Below are 15,026 nucleotides of genomic sequence, written 5' to 3'. Positions count from 1 at the left end.
GCGCATTGTTAAAGGAAGCGGGTCGCCGAGATGGCTGTAGATGAGACGACGATCGATCGGCTGAGCGCAACCGCCTATGCCTTCCCGCGCCATGAGCAGACCTTTCCGACCCTGACCGCGCACGAGATCGAGCGGATGCGCCGCTTCGGCGAGCCGTGCTCATACCAGGACGGCGAGGCGCTGTTCGAGACCGGCAAGCCAGGTCCCGGCATGTTCGTGGTGCTGTCGGGCAGCGTGTCGATCACCCAGCGCGACGGCCTCGGCCATGTCGCGCCGATCATCGACCAGGGACCGGGGCAGTTTCTCGCCGAGATCGGCCAGCTCTCCGGCCGCCCGGCGCTGGTCGACGGCCATGCCGACGGGGTGGTCGAGGCGCTGCTGCTGCCGCCCGACCGGCTGCGCGCGCTTTTGGTTGCCGAGGCCGATCTCGGCGAGCGCATCATGCGCGCGCTGATCCTGCGCCGGGTCAGCCTGATCCAGGGCGGCGCCGGCGGGCCGGTGCTGATCGGGCCAGCCTCGGTCGGCAACATGGCGTCGCTGCAGAATTTTCTGGCGCGCAACGGCCAGCCGCACCACTTCCTCGACCCCGAGACCGACAAGGATGCCGCCGACCTCGTCGCGCGCTATTCGCCGACACGCGCCGAGCTGCCGCTGGTGGTCTGTCCCAACGGCACCGTGCTGCGCAATCCGTCAGAGATCGCGCTTGCGATGGCGCTCGGCATGATCGGCAACAGCGCGCATGAAAAACTCTACGATGTCGCCGTGGTCGGCAGCGGCCCGGCCGGGCTTGCCACCGCGGTCTATGCGGCCTCGGAAGGCCTGTCGGTCGCGGTGTTCGATTCCCGCGCCTTCGGCGGCCAGGCCGGCGCCAGCATGCGCATCGAAAACTATCTGGGCTTTCCGACCGGCATCTCCGGCCAGGCGCTGGCCGGGCGAGCCTTCAACCAGGCGCAGAAATTCGGCGCCGAGATGCTGATCCCGGTCTCGATCAAATCGCTCGACTGCACGAAAGCGTCCGGCGCATTCGTGCTCGACACCGCCTGCGGGCATACGTTGCGCGCGAAATCCGTGGTGGTCGCCAGCGGGGCGCGCTATCGCCGGCCCGAGATCGACAATCTCGATGCCTTTGAAGGCCGCGGCGTCTGGTACTGGGCCTCGCCGATCGAGGCGCGACTCTGCGCCAACCAGGATGTCGTGCTGGTCGGCGGCGGCAACTCCGCGGGGCAGGCGGCGGTGTACCTGTCGGCGCATGCCCGCAGGGTCAACATGATGATCCGCGGCGGCGGGCTCGGGGCCAGCATGTCGCGCTATTTGATAGAGCGCATCGAGGCGACGCCGAATATCGAATTGATGTTCAACACCGAGGTGATCGGGCTCGACGGCGCCGAGACGCTGCAGCGGGTGCGCTGGCGCAGCCGGCTCGCGCCCGACGAATTCACCATGGATATCCGTAATCTCTTTTTGTTTGTCGGCGCCGATCCGGCGACCGGCTGGCTCGAGGGCTGTGGGGTGCAGGTCGACCGCGGCGGCTTCGTGATGACCGGCGTTCAGACCGGCGAGGGCGCGCGCGCCGTGCCGCTGCTCGAGACCACGGTGCCCGGCGTGTTCGCGGTCGGCGACGTCCGCTCCGGATCGGTCAAGCGCGTCGGCGGCGCGATCGGCGAGGGCGCGCAGGTCGTCGCGGCCCTGCACGGCTATCTCGCCGACGCGGGCAGTCCGACGCTGTAAGTACGATTGACGAGGTAAACGCAAACGTTTCCCGTCATCCTGAGGAGCCGCGAAGCGGCGTCTCGAAGGATGGACGGCATCTGTGGCCGATTCATCCTTCGAGACGCGCGTTCCGCGCTCCTCAGGATGACGGGTTGAAGAGGCGCACAAGGCAAAGAAGAGGCGCACAAGGTAAAGAGGTCGCAATGACAAAAGGCTGCACCCATATCGCCGGCATCCTGGATGTCACGCCGAGCGCGCTCGGCTGCGAGGAATGCCTGAAGAGCGGCAGCCGCTGGCTGCATTTGCGCATCTGCCGCACCTGCGGCCATGTCGGCTGCTGCGACGACTCGCCGAACCGGCATGCCACGGCGCATTTCCACGCCACCGGCCACCCCGTGATCGAGGGCTACGATCCGCCGGAAGGCTGGGGCTGGTGCTATGTCGACGAGGTGCTGTTCGACCTGTCGAAGCGCAAGACGCCGCATAACGGACCGATCCCGCGCTATGATTGATACAGCTTCGCACAGGGCGCACGATGCCGCATCGTGTGACATACGTGCGAAAATTTTCAGCAATCGCCGGCGCCGGCAAAATTTTAGATGAGATGTCGGCCGTCCTGCCATCGAAGCATGTAGCAATTTTCCGTCACGCATCGTAACCTCGCATGCGGGTCTCAACGGGGAGTGCGCCACGTGACGACATTGGTGCTTGTGCACGTCATTATCAGCCTGATTGCAATCGTCGCCGGCGTGCTCGTGATGTTCGGGCTGCTCGGCTCGCGCGCGATGCCGGGGCTGACTGCGATCTTCCTCGTGCTCACGATCCTGACCAGCGCCACCGGCTTCGCGATCCCGCCTTTGGTGACCGAGAAGCTGCTGCCGTCGCACATCATCGGCGGGCTTTCGCTGGTGCTGCTCGCGATCGCCTGCATTGCGCTCTATGCGATGCAGCTCAAGGGCGCCTGGCGTCCGATCTATGTCGTGACCGCGATGGTCTCGTTCTATCTCAACGTCTTCGTGCTGGTCATCCAGAGCTTCCTCAAGGTGCCGGCGTTGCAGGCGCTGGCGCCGGCCGTGCCGCCGAACCCGCCGTCCGGGCCGGTGTTTGCGGCGGTGCAGGGCATCGTGCTGGTGTTCTTCGCCGTGGTGATCATCGGCGCCTGGCGCCGGTTCAGGCCGGTCACGTTCGCCTGATCTGACGCGCGCGACATCATTTCGCGGCGACACGCGGCATAGAACACGATGCACGATCGTGCGGCGTCGGGCGCTCATGCCTGACGCGCCGAGAACCGATACATTTGGCAGAAGAGGAGCGATCAAATGCCCACCATCACCACCAAAGACGGCGTCGAGATCTTCTACAAGGATTGGGGCTCCGGGCAGCCGATCGTGTTCAGCCACGGCTGGCCGCTGTCGTCGGACGACTGGGACGCGCAGATGCTGTTCTTCGTGGGGCACGGCTTTCGCGTCGTCGCCCACGACCGCCGCGGCCACGGCCGCTCCGCCCAGGTCGCCGACGGTCATGACATGGATCACTACGCCGACGACCTCGCTTCCGTCACCGCGCATCTCGACCTGAAGGACGCCGTCCATGTCGGCCATTCCACCGGCGGCGGCGAGGTGGTGCACTACATCGCCCGCCACGGCGAGAGCCGGGTAGCAAAGGCGGCGATCCTGAGCGCGGTGCCGCCGTTGATGGTGCAGACCGCGAACAATCCCGGCGGCCTGCCGAAGTCGGTGTTCGACGGCCTGCAGGCCCAGCTCGCCGCCAACCGCTCGCAATTCTACCGCGACCTGCCGGCCGGGCCGTTCTACGGCTACAACCGGCCCGGCGCAAAACCGTCGGAAGCCGTGATCCAGAACTGGTGGCGGCAGGGCATGATGGGCGGCGCCAAGGCGCATTACGACGGCATCGTCGCGTTCTCGCAAACCGACTTCACCGAGGATCTGAAGAAGATCAACGTGCCGGTGCTGGTGATGCATGGCGACGACGACCAGATCGTGCCCTACGCCGACTCCGCGCCGCTCTCGGCCAAGCTCCTGAAGAACGGCACGCTGAAGACCTACAAGGGTTTTCCGCACGGCATGCCGACGACGGAGGCCGAGACGATCAACAAGGATCTTCTGGCGTTCATCAAGGGCTGAGGCGCGGGGCTGCATTCTCCGCCGCGCCGGTCTAACGCGTCCTCGGCGAATGAGGTTCGCTCTGGACGTCCACGAACTCGTCATGCCCGGGCTTGTCCCGGCCATGACGATATGTCGGAACTCCGTCGATCCAATATGCGGTTGCCGGGCGGCGAAGGTGCCGTTTGGGCGGAGCCGGTTCCTCCGGCTCGAAGTCTGGTACCTCCCGGGCCGCGAGGCGTTATAACCACCGTCATGTCGCCGCCCGCGCCGCTGAAACTGATCGCCCTCGACGCCGATGACCTCGCGGTCATCTCGGCCCATGTGCAGGACGCCCGCGTCCAGCCCTCTGACATCGTCTGGCGCCAGGACGAGAAGCGCCTCGTGGTCGGCCTGAACCGGCTGGACTGGGAGCAGACCCTGTCGGGCGGCACCTGCTCGCGCCGGCTGATCGCCGCATTGAGGTTCGACCGGGTGCTGGCATGCAAGTCGCGCAATATCGACCTGGAGGCCCCGGAAGCCACCCTGGAACTGCTCGGGATCGAGTTCTATGCCACCGACCCGCCGGGCGGCAGCGCGCTCCTGATGTTCGGCCATGGCGGGGCGCTGCGGCTCGATGTCGAGTGCCTGGAGTGCGAATTGACCGATCTCGGGGAAGACGACCTTGGGATGGCGCCGGGCTGATTGGGCGTGTCATTCCGGGTTCGGTCCTGCGGACCGCCCCGGAATGACATCCCCCAAGGGTTGACGGCCATTATCCGTCGCGCCATTGAGCAGGGACCCGAATTCCTCCTAAGAAAGCCGTCATGCCCGTTCGCCTGGACCGACAGAGCGCCGATTTCGAGCAGCGATTCCGCGATTTCCTGGCGGCCAAGCGCGAGGCGTCGGCCGACGTCGAGCGCGCCACCCGCGCGATCGTCGACGACGTGGCGGCCCGCGGCGATGCGGCGCTGCTCGAGGCGACCAAAAAGTTCGACCGCCTCGAGATCGACGCGGCCGGCCTGCGCATTACCGCAGCCGAGATCGATGCCGCGGTCGCGGCCTGCGACCCCAAGACCGTCGAGGCCCTGCGGTTCGCGCGCGACCGGATCGAGACCTTCCACCGCCGCCAGTTGCCGAAGGACGAGCGCTTCACCGATGCCGCCGGCGTCGAGCTCGGCTGGCGCTGGAGCGCGGTCGATGCGGTCGGACTCTATGTGCCCGGCGGCACCGCGGCCTATCCGTCCTCGGTGCTGATGAACGCGGTGCCGGCCAAGGTCGCCGGCGTGCCACGCGTGGTGATGGTGGTGCCGGCGCCGGACGGCAAGCTCAACCCGCTGGTGCTCGTGGCCGCTCATCTCGGCGGCGTCTCGGAAATCTACCGCGTCGGCGGCGCCCAGGCGGTGGCGGCGCTGGCCTACGGCACCGCGACGATCGCGCCGGTCGCCAAGATCGTCGGCCCCGGCAACGCCTATGTCGCCGCGGCAAAACGGCTGGTGTTCGGCAAGGTCGGCATCGACATGATCGCCGGTCCCTCCGAGGTGCTGGTCGTCGCCGACGACACCGGCAATGCCGACTGGATCGCGGCCGATCTCCTGGCGCAGGCCGAGCATGATGTCAGCGCGCAGTCGATCCTGATCACCGACAGTGCACGGCTCGCCGCCGACGTCGAGCGCGCGGTCGAGGCGCAGCTGGCGACCTTGCCGCGCGCCGAGATCGCCCGCACCTCGTGGAACGACTTCGGTGCCGTGATCAAGGTGGCAAAACTCGACGACGCGGTCGAACTCGCCAATGCGATCGCGGCCGAGCATCTGGAGATCATGACCGCGGACGCCGAGGGCCTGTCGAACAAGGTCCGCAACGCCGGGGCGATCTTCCTCGGGGCCCATACCCCGGAGGCGATCGGCGATTATGTCGGCGGCTCCAACCACGTGCTGCCGACCGCGCGCTCGGCGCGGTTCTCGTCCGGCCTCGGGGTGCTTGACTTCATGAAGCGAACCTCGATCCTGCGGTGCGGGCCGGATCAGTTGCGTGCGCTCGGACCCGCCGCGATGACGCTCGGCCAGGCCGAGGGTCTCGATGCCCATTCACGTTCCGTCGGATTGCGCCTCAACCTCTCATGAACAAGCCACCAGACGACGAGGATTCCAACAATCGCATCGTCGCGGTGACGCTCGACGAGGAATCGATCGGCCGTTCCGGGCCCGATATCGAGCATGAGCGCGCGATCGCGATCTACGATCTGATCGAGCAGAACCTGTTCGCGCCCGAGGGCGCTGCCGGGCCGGGGCCCTACACCCTGCATATTGCGATCACCGGCAACCGGCTGATGTTCGATATCCGCAAGGAGGACGGCGCGCCGGTGGTCGCGCATCTGTTGTCGTTGACCCCGTTCCGCCGCGTCGTGAAGGACTACTTCATGATCTGCGACAGCTACTATCAGGCGATCCGGACCGCGACGCCGGACAAGATCGAGGCGATCGACATGGGCCGCCGTGGCATCCATGACGAGGGCTCGCGCACGCTGCAGGAGCGGCTCAAGGGCAAGGTGCGCGTCGATTTCGAGACCGCGCGGCGGCTGTTCACGCTGATCACCGTGCTGCACTGGAAGGGTGAAGGCGCATGATCGGTGAAGCGGTGATTGACGGGGGCGTACCCCGATCGAAAAAAGCCTGATCGCATGGAAGCGCCGCGCGCGCGCAACCCCCAGGCCGTGCTGTTCGCATGCGGCCTGAACAGCGTGCGGTCGCCGATGGCCGAAAGCCTGCTGCAGCAGATGTTTCCGCAAGGCCTCTATGTCCGCTCGGCCGGCGTCAAGAAGGGCGAGCTCGACCCGTTCGCCGTCTCGGTCATGGCCGAACTCGGCCAGGACATTTCCAGCCACAAGCCGCAAACCTTCGAGGAACTCGAGGACTGGGAGGGGCTGAACTTCGATCTCATCATCACGCTGTCGCCGGAGGCGCACCACAAGGCGCTGGATCTCACCCGCACGCTCGCCGCCGATGTCGAATACTGGCCGACGCAGGATCCGACCGGCACCAGCGGCAACCGCGAGCAGAAGCTGGCCGCCTATCGCGAGGTCTGCGATGGTCTTCTGCTGCGCATCCGCCGCCGCTTTGCCAAGGCTGGCGCGGCAAACCTGTGAGGCACGGCGAGGCGAGGGGACCGGCGTGTTCCGATTCGCAGAACCGCCGCTTGTCGCCAGACTGACAAACAGCTGTGCTTATGGGGCCTTGTCTCCAGGCGGGGGCGCGATTCGCGACCGGTTCCAAGGTTGTGCATCCATGCCCCATCCGATAGGTTCCGCCCGCGTCCGTCCCTCCGATTCAGCCCAAAAGCCCGCATGCTAGGCCGTCCCAAATTCGTTCTTGCTTCCGGTTCGCCGCGGCGGCTGGCCCTGCTCAACCAGGCCGGCATCGAGCCCGATGCGCTGCGCCCGGCCGATGTCGACGAGACCCCGCGGCGGGGCGAGTTGCCGCGCGCCTGCGCCAACCGCCTGGCGCGCGCCAAGGCCGACGCCGCGCTGAAATCGGTGCATCTTGACGACGACCTGCGCGGCTCCTTCATCATTGCCGCCGACACCGTGGTCGCGGTCGGCCGTCGCATCCTGCCCAAGGCCAATCTGGTCGACGAGGCCGCGCAGTGCCTGCGGCTGCTGTCGGGCCGCAATCACCGCGTCTACACCGCGATCTGCGTGGTGACGCCGCGCGAGGCATTCCGTCAGCGCCTGGTCGAGACGCGCGTGCGCTTCAAGCGGCTCAGCGAGGACGACATCCAGGCCTATATCGGCTCCGGCGAATGGCGCGGCAAAGCCGGCGGCTACGCGGTGCAGGGCATTGCCGGATCGTTCGTGGTCAAGATGGTCGGCTCCTACACCAATGTGGTCGGCCTGCCGCTCTACGAGACCGTGACCTTGCTCGGCGGCGAGGGCTTTCCGATCCGCCACGGCTGGCTCAACTCCGTCGCGGTGTGAGGTATCCACTTTCGCGCGGCGACGGCCGTCGATAGCCGGATGCGATAGCTCCTCCCACCGGCGCGCTGCCAAAATATCGAAAACAACCCCATGCAAAGGAGCCGGCGGCTGGCGGCCTTCGACACGGCAACTTGACGCGTCGGGCAACTCAGCGGCATTCTTCCATTATCCAGAAATCGCGGAGACGCCCCTCGCTCCGAGGCTATCGCCCTGTGCTTGCGGGCGCGGTCGCCGTCTCGAGCCACGAGGCCAGGCACCTGCGCGGCCGGCGACGACGCATGTGCGATTGCCCTGCCCGCAAGCAGAGAGGGAGCGCAGCGGAACATGCGGCAGATGATGTAAACTCCGGCCCAGCCATGACCGACCAAGCCCGAACGCCCAAGGCCACACCCTCTGCCACCCCGCGCGCCTGCCCGATCTGCGGCAAGCCCGTCGAGCAGGCCTTCCGCCCGTTCTGTTCGGCGCGCTGCCGCGACGTCGACCTCAACCGCTGGCTGACCGGCCGCTATGTCGTTCCCGGCCGCGAGGACGACGAAGAGGACCCGGAATAGCCAAGATTTCCCAACAAGTTGGGGAAAGAGTGTCGGGCGGGCTCGCCGCGCCGAAGCCTTTGGCGAAGGCGGGTGGACACGACGCCCCGACCTCTCTATAAACCGCCCGCTCGCTCCGGCCTTTCGGCCCCGCGGGTATGCCCAGGTAGCTCAGTTGGTAGAGCATGCGACTGAAAATCGCAGTGTCGGTGGTTCGATCCCGCCCCTGGGCACCATGACTTCCGCCCACCGTGCTCCATCACGCTCCACGGCGACCTGAAATCCGAACTCCCGCAAAGAGTTAGGGGCTCAAGGTTCACCACGGCGACCTGTGACAGCCCGGAAAATTGCGAGTAGCTGCGAGAGTAGGACGTTCCTTGACACCAGGAGCCTACTCACATGCTCACGACCTTTCAGATCACCTCGGCGAAACCCGCCGAGAAGATGTACCGACTGGCTGACGGCCTCGGCCTTGCGCTGCAGGTCGAGCCGAACGGCACGAAGCTATGGCGCTTCCGCTACCGCTTCGCCGGGACGCAGAAGATGCTTTCGCTCGGGTCATTCCCCGAGGTGACGATCGCGCAGGCGCGCACGAAGCGCGACGAGGCGCGCGCCGTGCTCGCGACCGGCACGGACCCGGCCCGTAAACGCGAGCAGGACCGCATCACTGCGCAGCTCAACGCCGCCAACACCTTCGGCATCATCGCGCGGGAATACCTCGACCGCCTCCATGCCGAGAACGCTGCAGCCTCGACGATCTCGAAAAACAAGTGGCTGCTCGAAGACCTTGCCGGACCGCTCGCCAAGCGTCCCATCGCCGAGATCACCTCCGCCGAGCTCCTGCAGCTCCTGCAGCGGATCGAGAAAAGCGGCCGCAGGGACACGGCGCACCGGCTACGCGGGACACTCGGCAGCGTCTTCCGTTACGCAGTCGTGACATTGCGGGCACCGCTCGACCCCACAGCAGCGCTGAAAGGCGCCTTGCTCAAGGTGGACACCACGCACCGCGCCGCGATCACGGACGAGCGCAAGCTCGGGGGCCTCATGCTCGCCATCGACGAATACGATGGCTGGCCGACGCTCCGCGCCGCGCTGCTCCTGCTCGCACTCACGATGGTGCGGCCCGGTGAAGTTCGGCACATGCGCAAATCCGAGCTCATCATCCCGAAGGCACTGTGGCGCATTCCGGCCGAGCGCATGAAGATGCGGCGACCGTTTGACGTACCACTCTCCCGGCAAGCGCTCGCCGTGATCCGCGACATGTGGGACCTCACGCCCGGCAACGGGCTGTTGCTTCCGTCGATCAGATCGAGCGTGAAGCCGCTCTCGGAGAACGCCATGAACAGCGCACTCCGCAGAATGGGCTACGGCCAGGAGGAGATGACCGCGCACGGCTTCAGATCGTCGGCATCGACAATTCTTAACGAGCGCGGTTTTGACGACGACGTGATTGAGGCGGCGCTCGCCCACCAGGACGAGGACGAGGTGCGCAGGGCCTACAACAGATCGGCGTATTTCCCACAACGGGTCGAACTGATGCAGGACTGGGCTGACCTGTTAGACAAATTTCGTAAGGATTCCAGGCACAAAGCGGCATAGGGGCGTAATGGTGAACCGTGGGGAGACTCGACTCTCCACGGCAAATCAGTGACAATGCTGCCGCCTTGTTTGGAACCAGGGCACGCGATTGCAAACGCGTAATACAACCCGCCTGTAAAGGTCACATAGCAGGCCGACCCCGCAAGGTTTGGCAATGGAAAGGAAAATCCGACTACCGCTCTATCTCTCGTTCAAGGCTCTGCAAGAGAAACTGGGATGGCCACAAAAGCGAACGCAGACGACGCGCTACTACACCGAAAAGGCGTATGCGCATCTCGGTTTTCCCAAGCCTGGGAAGATCGGCGACCGCTTGCAGTGGTACACCCCGGACATTCTCGACTTCTACAAGCGCCAGGGGCTTCCTGTCCCTGATGTGGAGCTCGAATAGAGAAAAAGCAAAACAGGCCCGCGCATCGCGGGCCTTTTGGTTTTCTGGGGGTAGCCATGAACATCCTTGACGACCACTGCGCGCTCTGCGGCAAGAAGCTCAAGTTTTTCGACAAGCACGAGCACTACAACATCGGGGACCGCATCCCCTATGAGAAGAACGCGCCGCGCCCATACTTCTGCTCCGATCGCTGCCTGTACTGGGCGGCGAAGACGCAAGTGAAAGACCTGACGCCCCGTGAGCCGCCCACATATGAGGAGTGGTACGACCTCCCGTTCATTTACTCGCTCGATGGCGTGACGAAGTACCCCCGCGACGAAGCGCCGTATCCCGATTTCCTCACATATTTTCAAAACGCCGAAAAAGGACGTGTAACCGACCATCTCAAAGCGATGCACAAAACTTTGCGCGAGTTTCGGGAAAAGTGGCTCGAAGCCCGCGCCGACGCGGAACTGCAACGACTGCGCCAGGAGGATGAAAAGGTATTGCAGAAGCTCGCGAAAGAAGAAGCCGAGCTCGCGGCCGAGGAGCACGAGCGTGCATTGATCGAGCAAGGAGAGAGAGAGCAGGAGGAGAGGATGCAGAAAGACGCCGAGCGTGCGCTCTCGCTTCCCTACAGTGTTCGCTACGAGGGAGTGTCGATCACCGGCCCGGCCGGATCAGGGAAGACACACCTCCTGCAGGAATTGATACTCAACGACCTCACGGAGCGAAACCCGCCCGGCATTATCGTGATGGACCCCAAGGGCCTCATGGTGAAGCGCCTCGCGCGCCTCGACTACTTCAACCCCGACAACGGACGTTTGCGAGACCGCGTTGTCGTGATCGACGCCGCCGAGAAGCCGTATCCGGCGCTCAACCTGTTTGCCAACACCGCGCGCACCAGCGCGGAGCGCGATATTCTGTTCAGTCAGGCAATCTCAACCTTCCGATACATCTTTTCGTCCGGCAAATTCAATCTCACGCCCAAGCAGGCCAACTGCTTCGGCTATTGCGTCGCGGTCATGTTCGAGATGAAGGGTACGTTGAGCGACATTCAGTCCTTACTTCGGAAAGGAGGCGAGCGAGACGAGCGCGTCCAGGCCGCAATCCGCCGACTGCCCGATACACAGCGCTCATTTTTCGTGCGTGACTTTTCCGAGACATCCTACGGCCAGACGCGCGACGAGATCATCACGCGCCTCAACGAGCTCATGCTCATGCCAGCTTTCGTCGGCATGTTCGACCAGCGCCAACGCAAGATCGACCTGCTCGACTGCATCCAAAAGCGCAAGATTGTGCTCATCAACACGGGCATGAACCACAACAAGCTCGTTTCGCAGATGCTCGGCAGGCTCTTCATATCCATGCTGTTGAACGCTGCGCAAATGCGCACGCTGATCCACCCATCGCAGTGGCATCCGGTGATGTTTTATTGCGACGAGTTTTTAGAGTTTGCCGATAGCGACAAAACGCCCGAGCTGCTCCGCTTTGTCCGTGAATACAATATCGGCTGCACGGTCGCCTTCCACAACATGTTCGCGGAGGAGATGACCGACTCGTTGCGGTCGAGCATATCCACGAACACCAGGACGAAATTCGCCTACAATCCGAAGGGCAGGGACTTGCCGTATCTCACGGCCGACTTCGGCTGCAGGCCCGAGTTCTTCGCGCAGTACCCCAAGACCGACGACTATGCGCGCTTCATCTGCAGTGTGGACGGCATCATCCCGCCCACGCCCGTGACGATCCCGTGGCTCAACGTGCAGGACGAGCCGCAGATGACGGAAGAGCAAGCCCGGTGGGTGTGGGGCTATGGGAAGCAGAAGATGGCGCCTGACGTGCAGGAGAAGCCCAAGGCGCTCCCAGCGCCGCTGCGCGCGTTGCCCGAGTCCTTGCCCAAGATCGCGCCGACCAAGCAGGCGAACCCCCAGGATGATCCTGATTATTTTCCGCGCGCATAGTACGCCAACATCCGCCGCGCTCGCCCGCTGCTCCCCACCGAGCCCTTAGACAGGCTGGGCGCCGTGGCATAATTCAGGTGTATGGGAGCAGTCACTCAACGATCGCACAGCCGCGCGGAGATCGGACCTCTCCGTCATTATGCGGACGGCCACATCATCAGGCCGAGACTTACTTCGGCGCGGCGGGAAATGATCGCGCGCATTTACTCGCGCCGCAGATATGCCACGCCCGAATATGTCGCAATGTTGCTCGACCTCAACTATCTTGCTCTCAATCGGGTATTCAAAAAGCTGCGCGAGCTTCGCGTCCTAAAGCTCTGCTATTCCCAGGACACCAATCCCGGCGATCGGCTCGTTGGCTATCTCTATTCAGAGCTCGGCGACGAGGGCTACGCCGTCCTCGACGACGAGGGTATTGAGCTTCAAATACCCGAGCACGACAACAACCATGAAGCGCACGACATCGCCCGCGATTTGGTCATGCTATCTCTCGAAATCGGCATCAAGGAAGACGGCGACCTCGAGCTCATCTATCGTGACGACCTTCCGAAAAGCTACGAGCTTCAGAAGGTGAACGGCAAGCGGCAGTTTATGACCCCCGATGAGCCGCCCTTCACGATCCGCAGCAAATCGACGGGTATGTCTCGTCATATTGGCGGCGTAGAGATCGAGACAGGCTCGAACGGTGTCTCGCGCAAGGATGCCAGTCGCGCAGCCCCGGTTCAGAAACTCAAGCGTATTATCTGGCTCATTGAAAGCGGCGAGCTGCAGCGCACGCACAATTTCGGCAAGCAATTCTTCTGGATGTTCGTGTTCCGCACCAACATCCGCATGGAATCCGTCATGGTCTATCTCGAGGAAATGACCGCGCACAATCCCTCGCTGCGCAAGCATTTCCTATTCAAAAGACACCCGATCTTCGGCAAGTCGAAAGACAAGCCAAGGGCCACGGGTCACATACTCACGGAACCGTGGCAGCGCGTGAAGTGTGAACCCCTGTACCTAGATGGAGGCAAAGGTGCCCGACAGTAGACTGACTGAAATCAAGGACCTCATCATCCAGAAGGAGAAAATCGAGGAGCGGCTCGCGGTGCTTCTTGGAGACAAGGAAAAGCCCAGGCGTGGCAGGCCGAAGAAGGAGGAGGCCGGGGAGCCTGCTACAATTCAGGAATGAGTAAGGGCACCAACGGCCTCGGAAACAAATAAAGAAGCCCGGCATTTGCGCCGGGCTTTTCCGTTGCAATGATCTACTCGCTCGCGGGTTCGTCGGTCGGCGGCTCATTGTCCGGCAGCGGGATCATGACCTTGATGACGCCATCGAACCCGACCGGGATCGCGTTCACCTTGAGGCTGACGACGACGTTGCCGTCCTCGCGGCCCTTCCAGGCCGCACCGATCTGCGCCCATGCGCGGCCGCTTCTTGCGCGAACCGTGTAATCGGGCTGACGATCTTCGCGAGTACGCCGCACAGCATTGCGGGCGCGTTGGCTAATGCTTCCTTCCATGTTCAGGCTCCTCTCCCGCAGGTTTGTGCATTGAGGTGCGGGACGCCAGAGCCGATCACGCCTCTCTCTAGAGAGCATGATCGACAAGGCATGCAATGCGTCGGTAAGACGTAGGCCCTCGGGCGTCCCGCACTCAATCGTCTACCCTGCAGTATATCATCCCCCGTCACTCGGCACATGCCCGGCAACAAACCGTTCCGCACGCTTGAGTACCTTGATCGCGCACAACAGCTCCGCATGGCTCAATTCCTCGTCGGGTTGGTAAAGCGACACAGTGAACTTGCCTGGCGCTTTGTACGTCACGTCCGCACGCACCCGCCCGATGGAAAAACTCGGATTGAGTCTCGTCACATCAAAATTCGGCATTGAAACCTCCGTTGTTGACTCGCGATGCTATCGTGGCGCGCGGATGGTACAATGGGCTGCAGTGCTCTCTGACAACAGGAGGACTGCTCATGAGCATCTTTTCGGAGGTGAAGGAGAACGTCACCATCGAACAGGCCGCGCAGTATCTCGGCCTGAAACTGGTTAAGACGCCATCAAGCGGTGAGCGTCGCTATAAGTGTCCCGTGTGCGAAACGAAAGACCCCGATCCTCTGTGCATCGGAGACGAGTCTTTCACATGTTACGGCACCGGGAAGAAACCACATGGCGACGTTATCGCGCTGGTCGCGCACTGTAAGCAAATTTCGCAGACGGAAGCCGCAAAGCTACTTGCCAAGCATTTCCTTGCGGCTCCGGCGAGCACAGCCACCAAGCCCCGGCAAGCGCAAGCTACCGAAGGCGAGGGGCGGTCGGAGGCGCTTGCGGGAAGTGCTCTCCGGCCGTTGATATTCGATGATTGGGAGCACCCGACCATGAAGCTATTGAAACTCGACCCCGGCGTGCTGCAAGCGATTGGCGGCGGCATCGACCACACCGACCTGCTCGACGAGCGCATCTGCGTCCCGCTCCGCAAGGAAAATGGCGAGCTCGTGGGTTATCTGGCAATCGCCACGATCCCCGCGCAGAAGCCGCTCATGCTTTTTTGGCCCGAGGACATGACCATCTACATCGAGCCGGAAAAGCGCAGCCAGGACGAGATGCGAAAGCTCTTGCGCATCGTGTAGCCGATTCCTATGTTGGTCCCGAGGGCGTTCCAACCCTCTTGACGTTTCGTGCGACCCCGGCCGTTTTTCCAAGCGGTCGGGGTTACTTTTTTGTGATCGACGTGTCCAATGTCCACCACCGTGCCCCGTCTCCTTTTGTACTGGATTGATCCTGCTGACCCGTATGC

The 15,026-nt window shown here is 63.5% G+C and carries 18 protein-coding genes and 1 tRNA gene; 17 read left to right on the top strand and 2 right to left on the bottom strand.

The genetic code is table 11. The features are described from left to right. Window positions 1-30 precede the first annotated feature (30 nt). The 16 genes from XI02_RS41855 (at window position 31) to XI02_RS41780 (ending at window position 13,419) form a co-directional block, all read left to right on the top strand. Window positions 31-1,728 (top strand): cyclic nucleotide-binding domain-containing thioredoxin-disulfide reductase, encoded by a 1,698-nt coding sequence (locus XI02_RS41855; protein ID WP_069280267.1) that lies wholly within the window; start codon window positions 31-33, stop codon window positions 1,726-1,728. Between the two features lie 185 nt (window positions 1,729-1,913). Further along, window positions 1,914-2,222, top strand: a complete 309-nt coding sequence (locus tag XI02_RS41850; protein ID WP_172646579.1) for a UBP-type zinc finger domain-containing protein — start codon at window positions 1,914-1,916, stop codon at window positions 2,220-2,222. A 171-nt stretch (window positions 2,223-2,393) separates the two neighbouring features. Next, entirely contained in the window at window positions 2,394-2,903 is a 510-nt protein-coding gene (locus XI02_RS41845; RefSeq protein ID WP_172646580.1) for a hypothetical protein, read from the top strand. Between the two features lie 126 nt (window positions 2,904-3,029). Further along, window positions 3,030-3,854, top strand: a complete 825-nt coding sequence (locus tag XI02_RS41840) for an alpha/beta fold hydrolase (protein WP_069280264.1) — start codon at window positions 3,030-3,032, stop codon at window positions 3,852-3,854. Window positions 3,855-4,088: 234 nt separating this feature from the next. Continuing rightward, the gene (locus tag XI02_RS41835) at window positions 4,089-4,517 is read left to right on the top strand and encodes a DUF2948 family protein (RefSeq protein ID WP_016842465.1); all 429 of its coding nucleotides are present in this window, start codon (window positions 4,089-4,091) and stop codon (window positions 4,515-4,517) included. Window positions 4,518-4,639: 122 nt separating this feature from the next. Further along, window positions 4,640-5,935 carry a histidinol dehydrogenase gene (hisD, locus tag XI02_RS41830; RefSeq protein ID WP_172646581.1) on the top strand — a complete coding sequence of 432 codons (1,296 nt, stop codon included), beginning with the start codon at window positions 4,640-4,642 and terminating at the stop codon, window positions 5,933-5,935. Continuing rightward, window positions 5,932-6,438, top strand: a complete 507-nt coding sequence (locus tag XI02_RS41825; RefSeq protein ID WP_016841326.1) for a UPF0262 family protein — start codon at window positions 5,932-5,934, stop codon at window positions 6,436-6,438. Before hisD ends, XI02_RS41825 begins: the two co-directional genes overlap by 4 nt. 54 nt (window positions 6,439-6,492) lie before the next feature. Then, a complete protein-coding gene (locus tag XI02_RS41820; protein ID WP_016841325.1) occupies window positions 6,493-6,957 on the top strand; it encodes a low molecular weight phosphatase family protein in 465 nt (154 codons plus the stop codon). Window positions 6,958-7,155: 198 nt separating this feature from the next. Further along, window positions 7,156-7,785 carry a Maf-like protein gene (locus tag XI02_RS41815; protein ID WP_018269043.1) on the top strand — a complete coding sequence of 210 codons (630 nt, stop codon included), beginning with the start codon at window positions 7,156-7,158 and terminating at the stop codon, window positions 7,783-7,785. Window positions 7,786-8,141: 356 nt separating this feature from the next. Beyond that, the gene (gene yacG / locus XI02_RS41810; RefSeq protein WP_172646582.1) at window positions 8,142-8,336 is read left to right on the top strand and encodes a DNA gyrase inhibitor YacG; all 195 of its coding nucleotides are present in this window, start codon (window positions 8,142-8,144) and stop codon (window positions 8,334-8,336) included. Window positions 8,337-8,475: 139 nt separating this feature from the next. Then, a tRNA-Phe gene (locus XI02_RS41805) sits at window positions 8,476-8,551 on the top strand. Between the two features lie 163 nt (window positions 8,552-8,714). Further along, on the top strand, window positions 8,715-9,914 hold the full coding sequence (locus XI02_RS41800) for an integrase arm-type DNA-binding domain-containing protein (RefSeq protein ID WP_194483335.1): 1,200 nt from the start codon (window positions 8,715-8,717) through the stop codon (window positions 9,912-9,914). A gap of 154 nt (window positions 9,915-10,068) precedes the next feature. Further along, on the top strand, window positions 10,069-10,302 hold the full coding sequence (locus XI02_RS41795; protein ID WP_194483334.1) for a hypothetical protein: 234 nt from the start codon (window positions 10,069-10,071) through the stop codon (window positions 10,300-10,302). Window positions 10,303-10,358: 56 nt separating this feature from the next. Next, window positions 10,359-12,245 (top strand): type IV secretion system DNA-binding domain-containing protein, encoded by a 1,887-nt coding sequence (locus tag XI02_RS41790; protein WP_194483333.1) that lies wholly within the window; start codon window positions 10,359-10,361, stop codon window positions 12,243-12,245. Window positions 12,246-12,434: 189 nt separating this feature from the next. Further along, the gene (locus XI02_RS41785) at window positions 12,435-13,277 is read left to right on the top strand and encodes a hypothetical protein (protein ID WP_194483332.1); all 843 of its coding nucleotides are present in this window, start codon (window positions 12,435-12,437) and stop codon (window positions 13,275-13,277) included. After that, window positions 13,264-13,419, top strand: coding sequence for a hypothetical protein (locus XI02_RS41780; protein ID WP_194483331.1), 156 nt, complete (start codon window positions 13,264-13,266; stop codon window positions 13,417-13,419). Before XI02_RS41785 ends, XI02_RS41780 begins: the two co-directional genes overlap by 14 nt. A gap of 73 nt (window positions 13,420-13,492) precedes the next feature. Here XI02_RS41780 and XI02_RS41775 read toward each other — a convergent pair whose 3' ends face one another. Together XI02_RS41775 and XI02_RS41770 are read right to left on the bottom strand one after the other, a co-directional pair. Then, window positions 13,493-13,750, bottom strand: coding sequence for a hypothetical protein (locus tag XI02_RS41775; protein WP_194483330.1), 258 nt, complete (start codon window positions 13,748-13,750; stop codon window positions 13,493-13,495). A 156-nt stretch (window positions 13,751-13,906) separates the two neighbouring features. Further along, a complete protein-coding gene (locus tag XI02_RS41770; RefSeq protein WP_194483329.1) occupies window positions 13,907-14,116 on the bottom strand; it encodes a hypothetical protein in 210 nt (69 codons plus the stop codon). 89 nt (window positions 14,117-14,205) lie between these two features. On the opposite strand from XI02_RS41770, the gene XI02_RS41765 reads away from it, so the two are divergent. Then, window positions 14,206-14,859, top strand: coding sequence for a hypothetical protein (locus XI02_RS41765; protein ID WP_194483328.1), 654 nt, complete (start codon window positions 14,206-14,208; stop codon window positions 14,857-14,859). Window positions 14,860-15,026: the final 167 nt, after the last annotated feature.

The organism is Bradyrhizobium sp. CCBAU 21365 (genome assembly GCF_015291305.1).
In the GTDB taxonomy this organism is placed as follows: Bacteria; Pseudomonadota; Alphaproteobacteria; order Rhizobiales; family Xanthobacteraceae; genus Bradyrhizobium; species Bradyrhizobium elkanii.
Note: the sequence above shows the minus strand (reverse complement) of the source record. Positions and strands in the feature narration are given on the sequence as shown.

Excerpts from the sequence above, each read along its gene's own strand:
- XI02_RS41815 (WP_018269043.1), top strand. The coding sequence starts at position 7,156 with ATGCTAGGCCGTCCCAAATTCGTTCTTGCTTCCGGTTCGCCGCGGCGG.
- XI02_RS41795 (WP_194483334.1), top strand. The coding sequence starts at position 10,069 with ATGGAAAGGAAAATCCGACTACCGCTCTATCTCTCGTTCAAGGCTCTG.
- XI02_RS41825 (WP_016841326.1), top strand. The coding sequence starts at position 5,932 with ATGAACAAGCCACCAGACGACGAGGATTCCAACAATCGCATCGTCGCG.
- XI02_RS41790 (WP_194483333.1), top strand. The coding sequence starts at position 10,359 with ATGAACATCCTTGACGACCACTGCGCGCTCTGCGGCAAGAAGCTCAAG.
- XI02_RS41850 (WP_172646579.1), top strand. The coding sequence starts at position 1,914 with ATGACAAAAGGCTGCACCCATATCGCCGGCATCCTGGATGTCACGCCG.
- XI02_RS41785 (WP_194483332.1), top strand. The coding sequence starts at position 12,435 with ATGATCGCGCGCATTTACTCGCGCCGCAGATATGCCACGCCCGAATAT.
- XI02_RS41765 (WP_194483328.1), top strand. The coding sequence starts at position 14,206 with ATGAGCATCTTTTCGGAGGTGAAGGAGAACGTCACCATCGAACAGGCC.
- hisD (WP_172646581.1), top strand. The coding sequence starts at position 4,640 with ATGCCCGTTCGCCTGGACCGACAGAGCGCCGATTTCGAGCAGCGATTC.
- XI02_RS41855 (WP_069280267.1), top strand. The coding sequence starts at position 31 with ATGGCTGTAGATGAGACGACGATCGATCGGCTGAGCGCAACCGCCTAT.
- yacG (WP_172646582.1), top strand. The coding sequence starts at position 8,142 with ATGACCGACCAAGCCCGAACGCCCAAGGCCACACCCTCTGCCACCCCG.
- XI02_RS41840 (WP_069280264.1), top strand. The coding sequence starts at position 3,030 with ATGCCCACCATCACCACCAAAGACGGCGTCGAGATCTTCTACAAGGAT.
- XI02_RS41820 (WP_016841325.1), top strand. The coding sequence starts at position 6,493 with ATGGAAGCGCCGCGCGCGCGCAACCCCCAGGCCGTGCTGTTCGCATGC.
- XI02_RS41835 (WP_016842465.1), top strand. The coding sequence starts at position 4,089 with ATGTCGCCGCCCGCGCCGCTGAAACTGATCGCCCTCGACGCCGATGAC.
- XI02_RS41770 (WP_194483329.1), bottom strand. The coding sequence starts at position 14,116 with ATGCCGAATTTTGATGTGACGAGACTCAATCCGAGTTTTTCCATCGGG.
- XI02_RS41775 (WP_194483330.1), bottom strand. The coding sequence starts at position 13,750 with ATGGAAGGAAGCATTAGCCAACGCGCCCGCAATGCTGTGCGGCGTACT.
- XI02_RS41800 (WP_194483335.1), top strand. The coding sequence starts at position 8,715 with ATGCTCACGACCTTTCAGATCACCTCGGCGAAACCCGCCGAGAAGATG.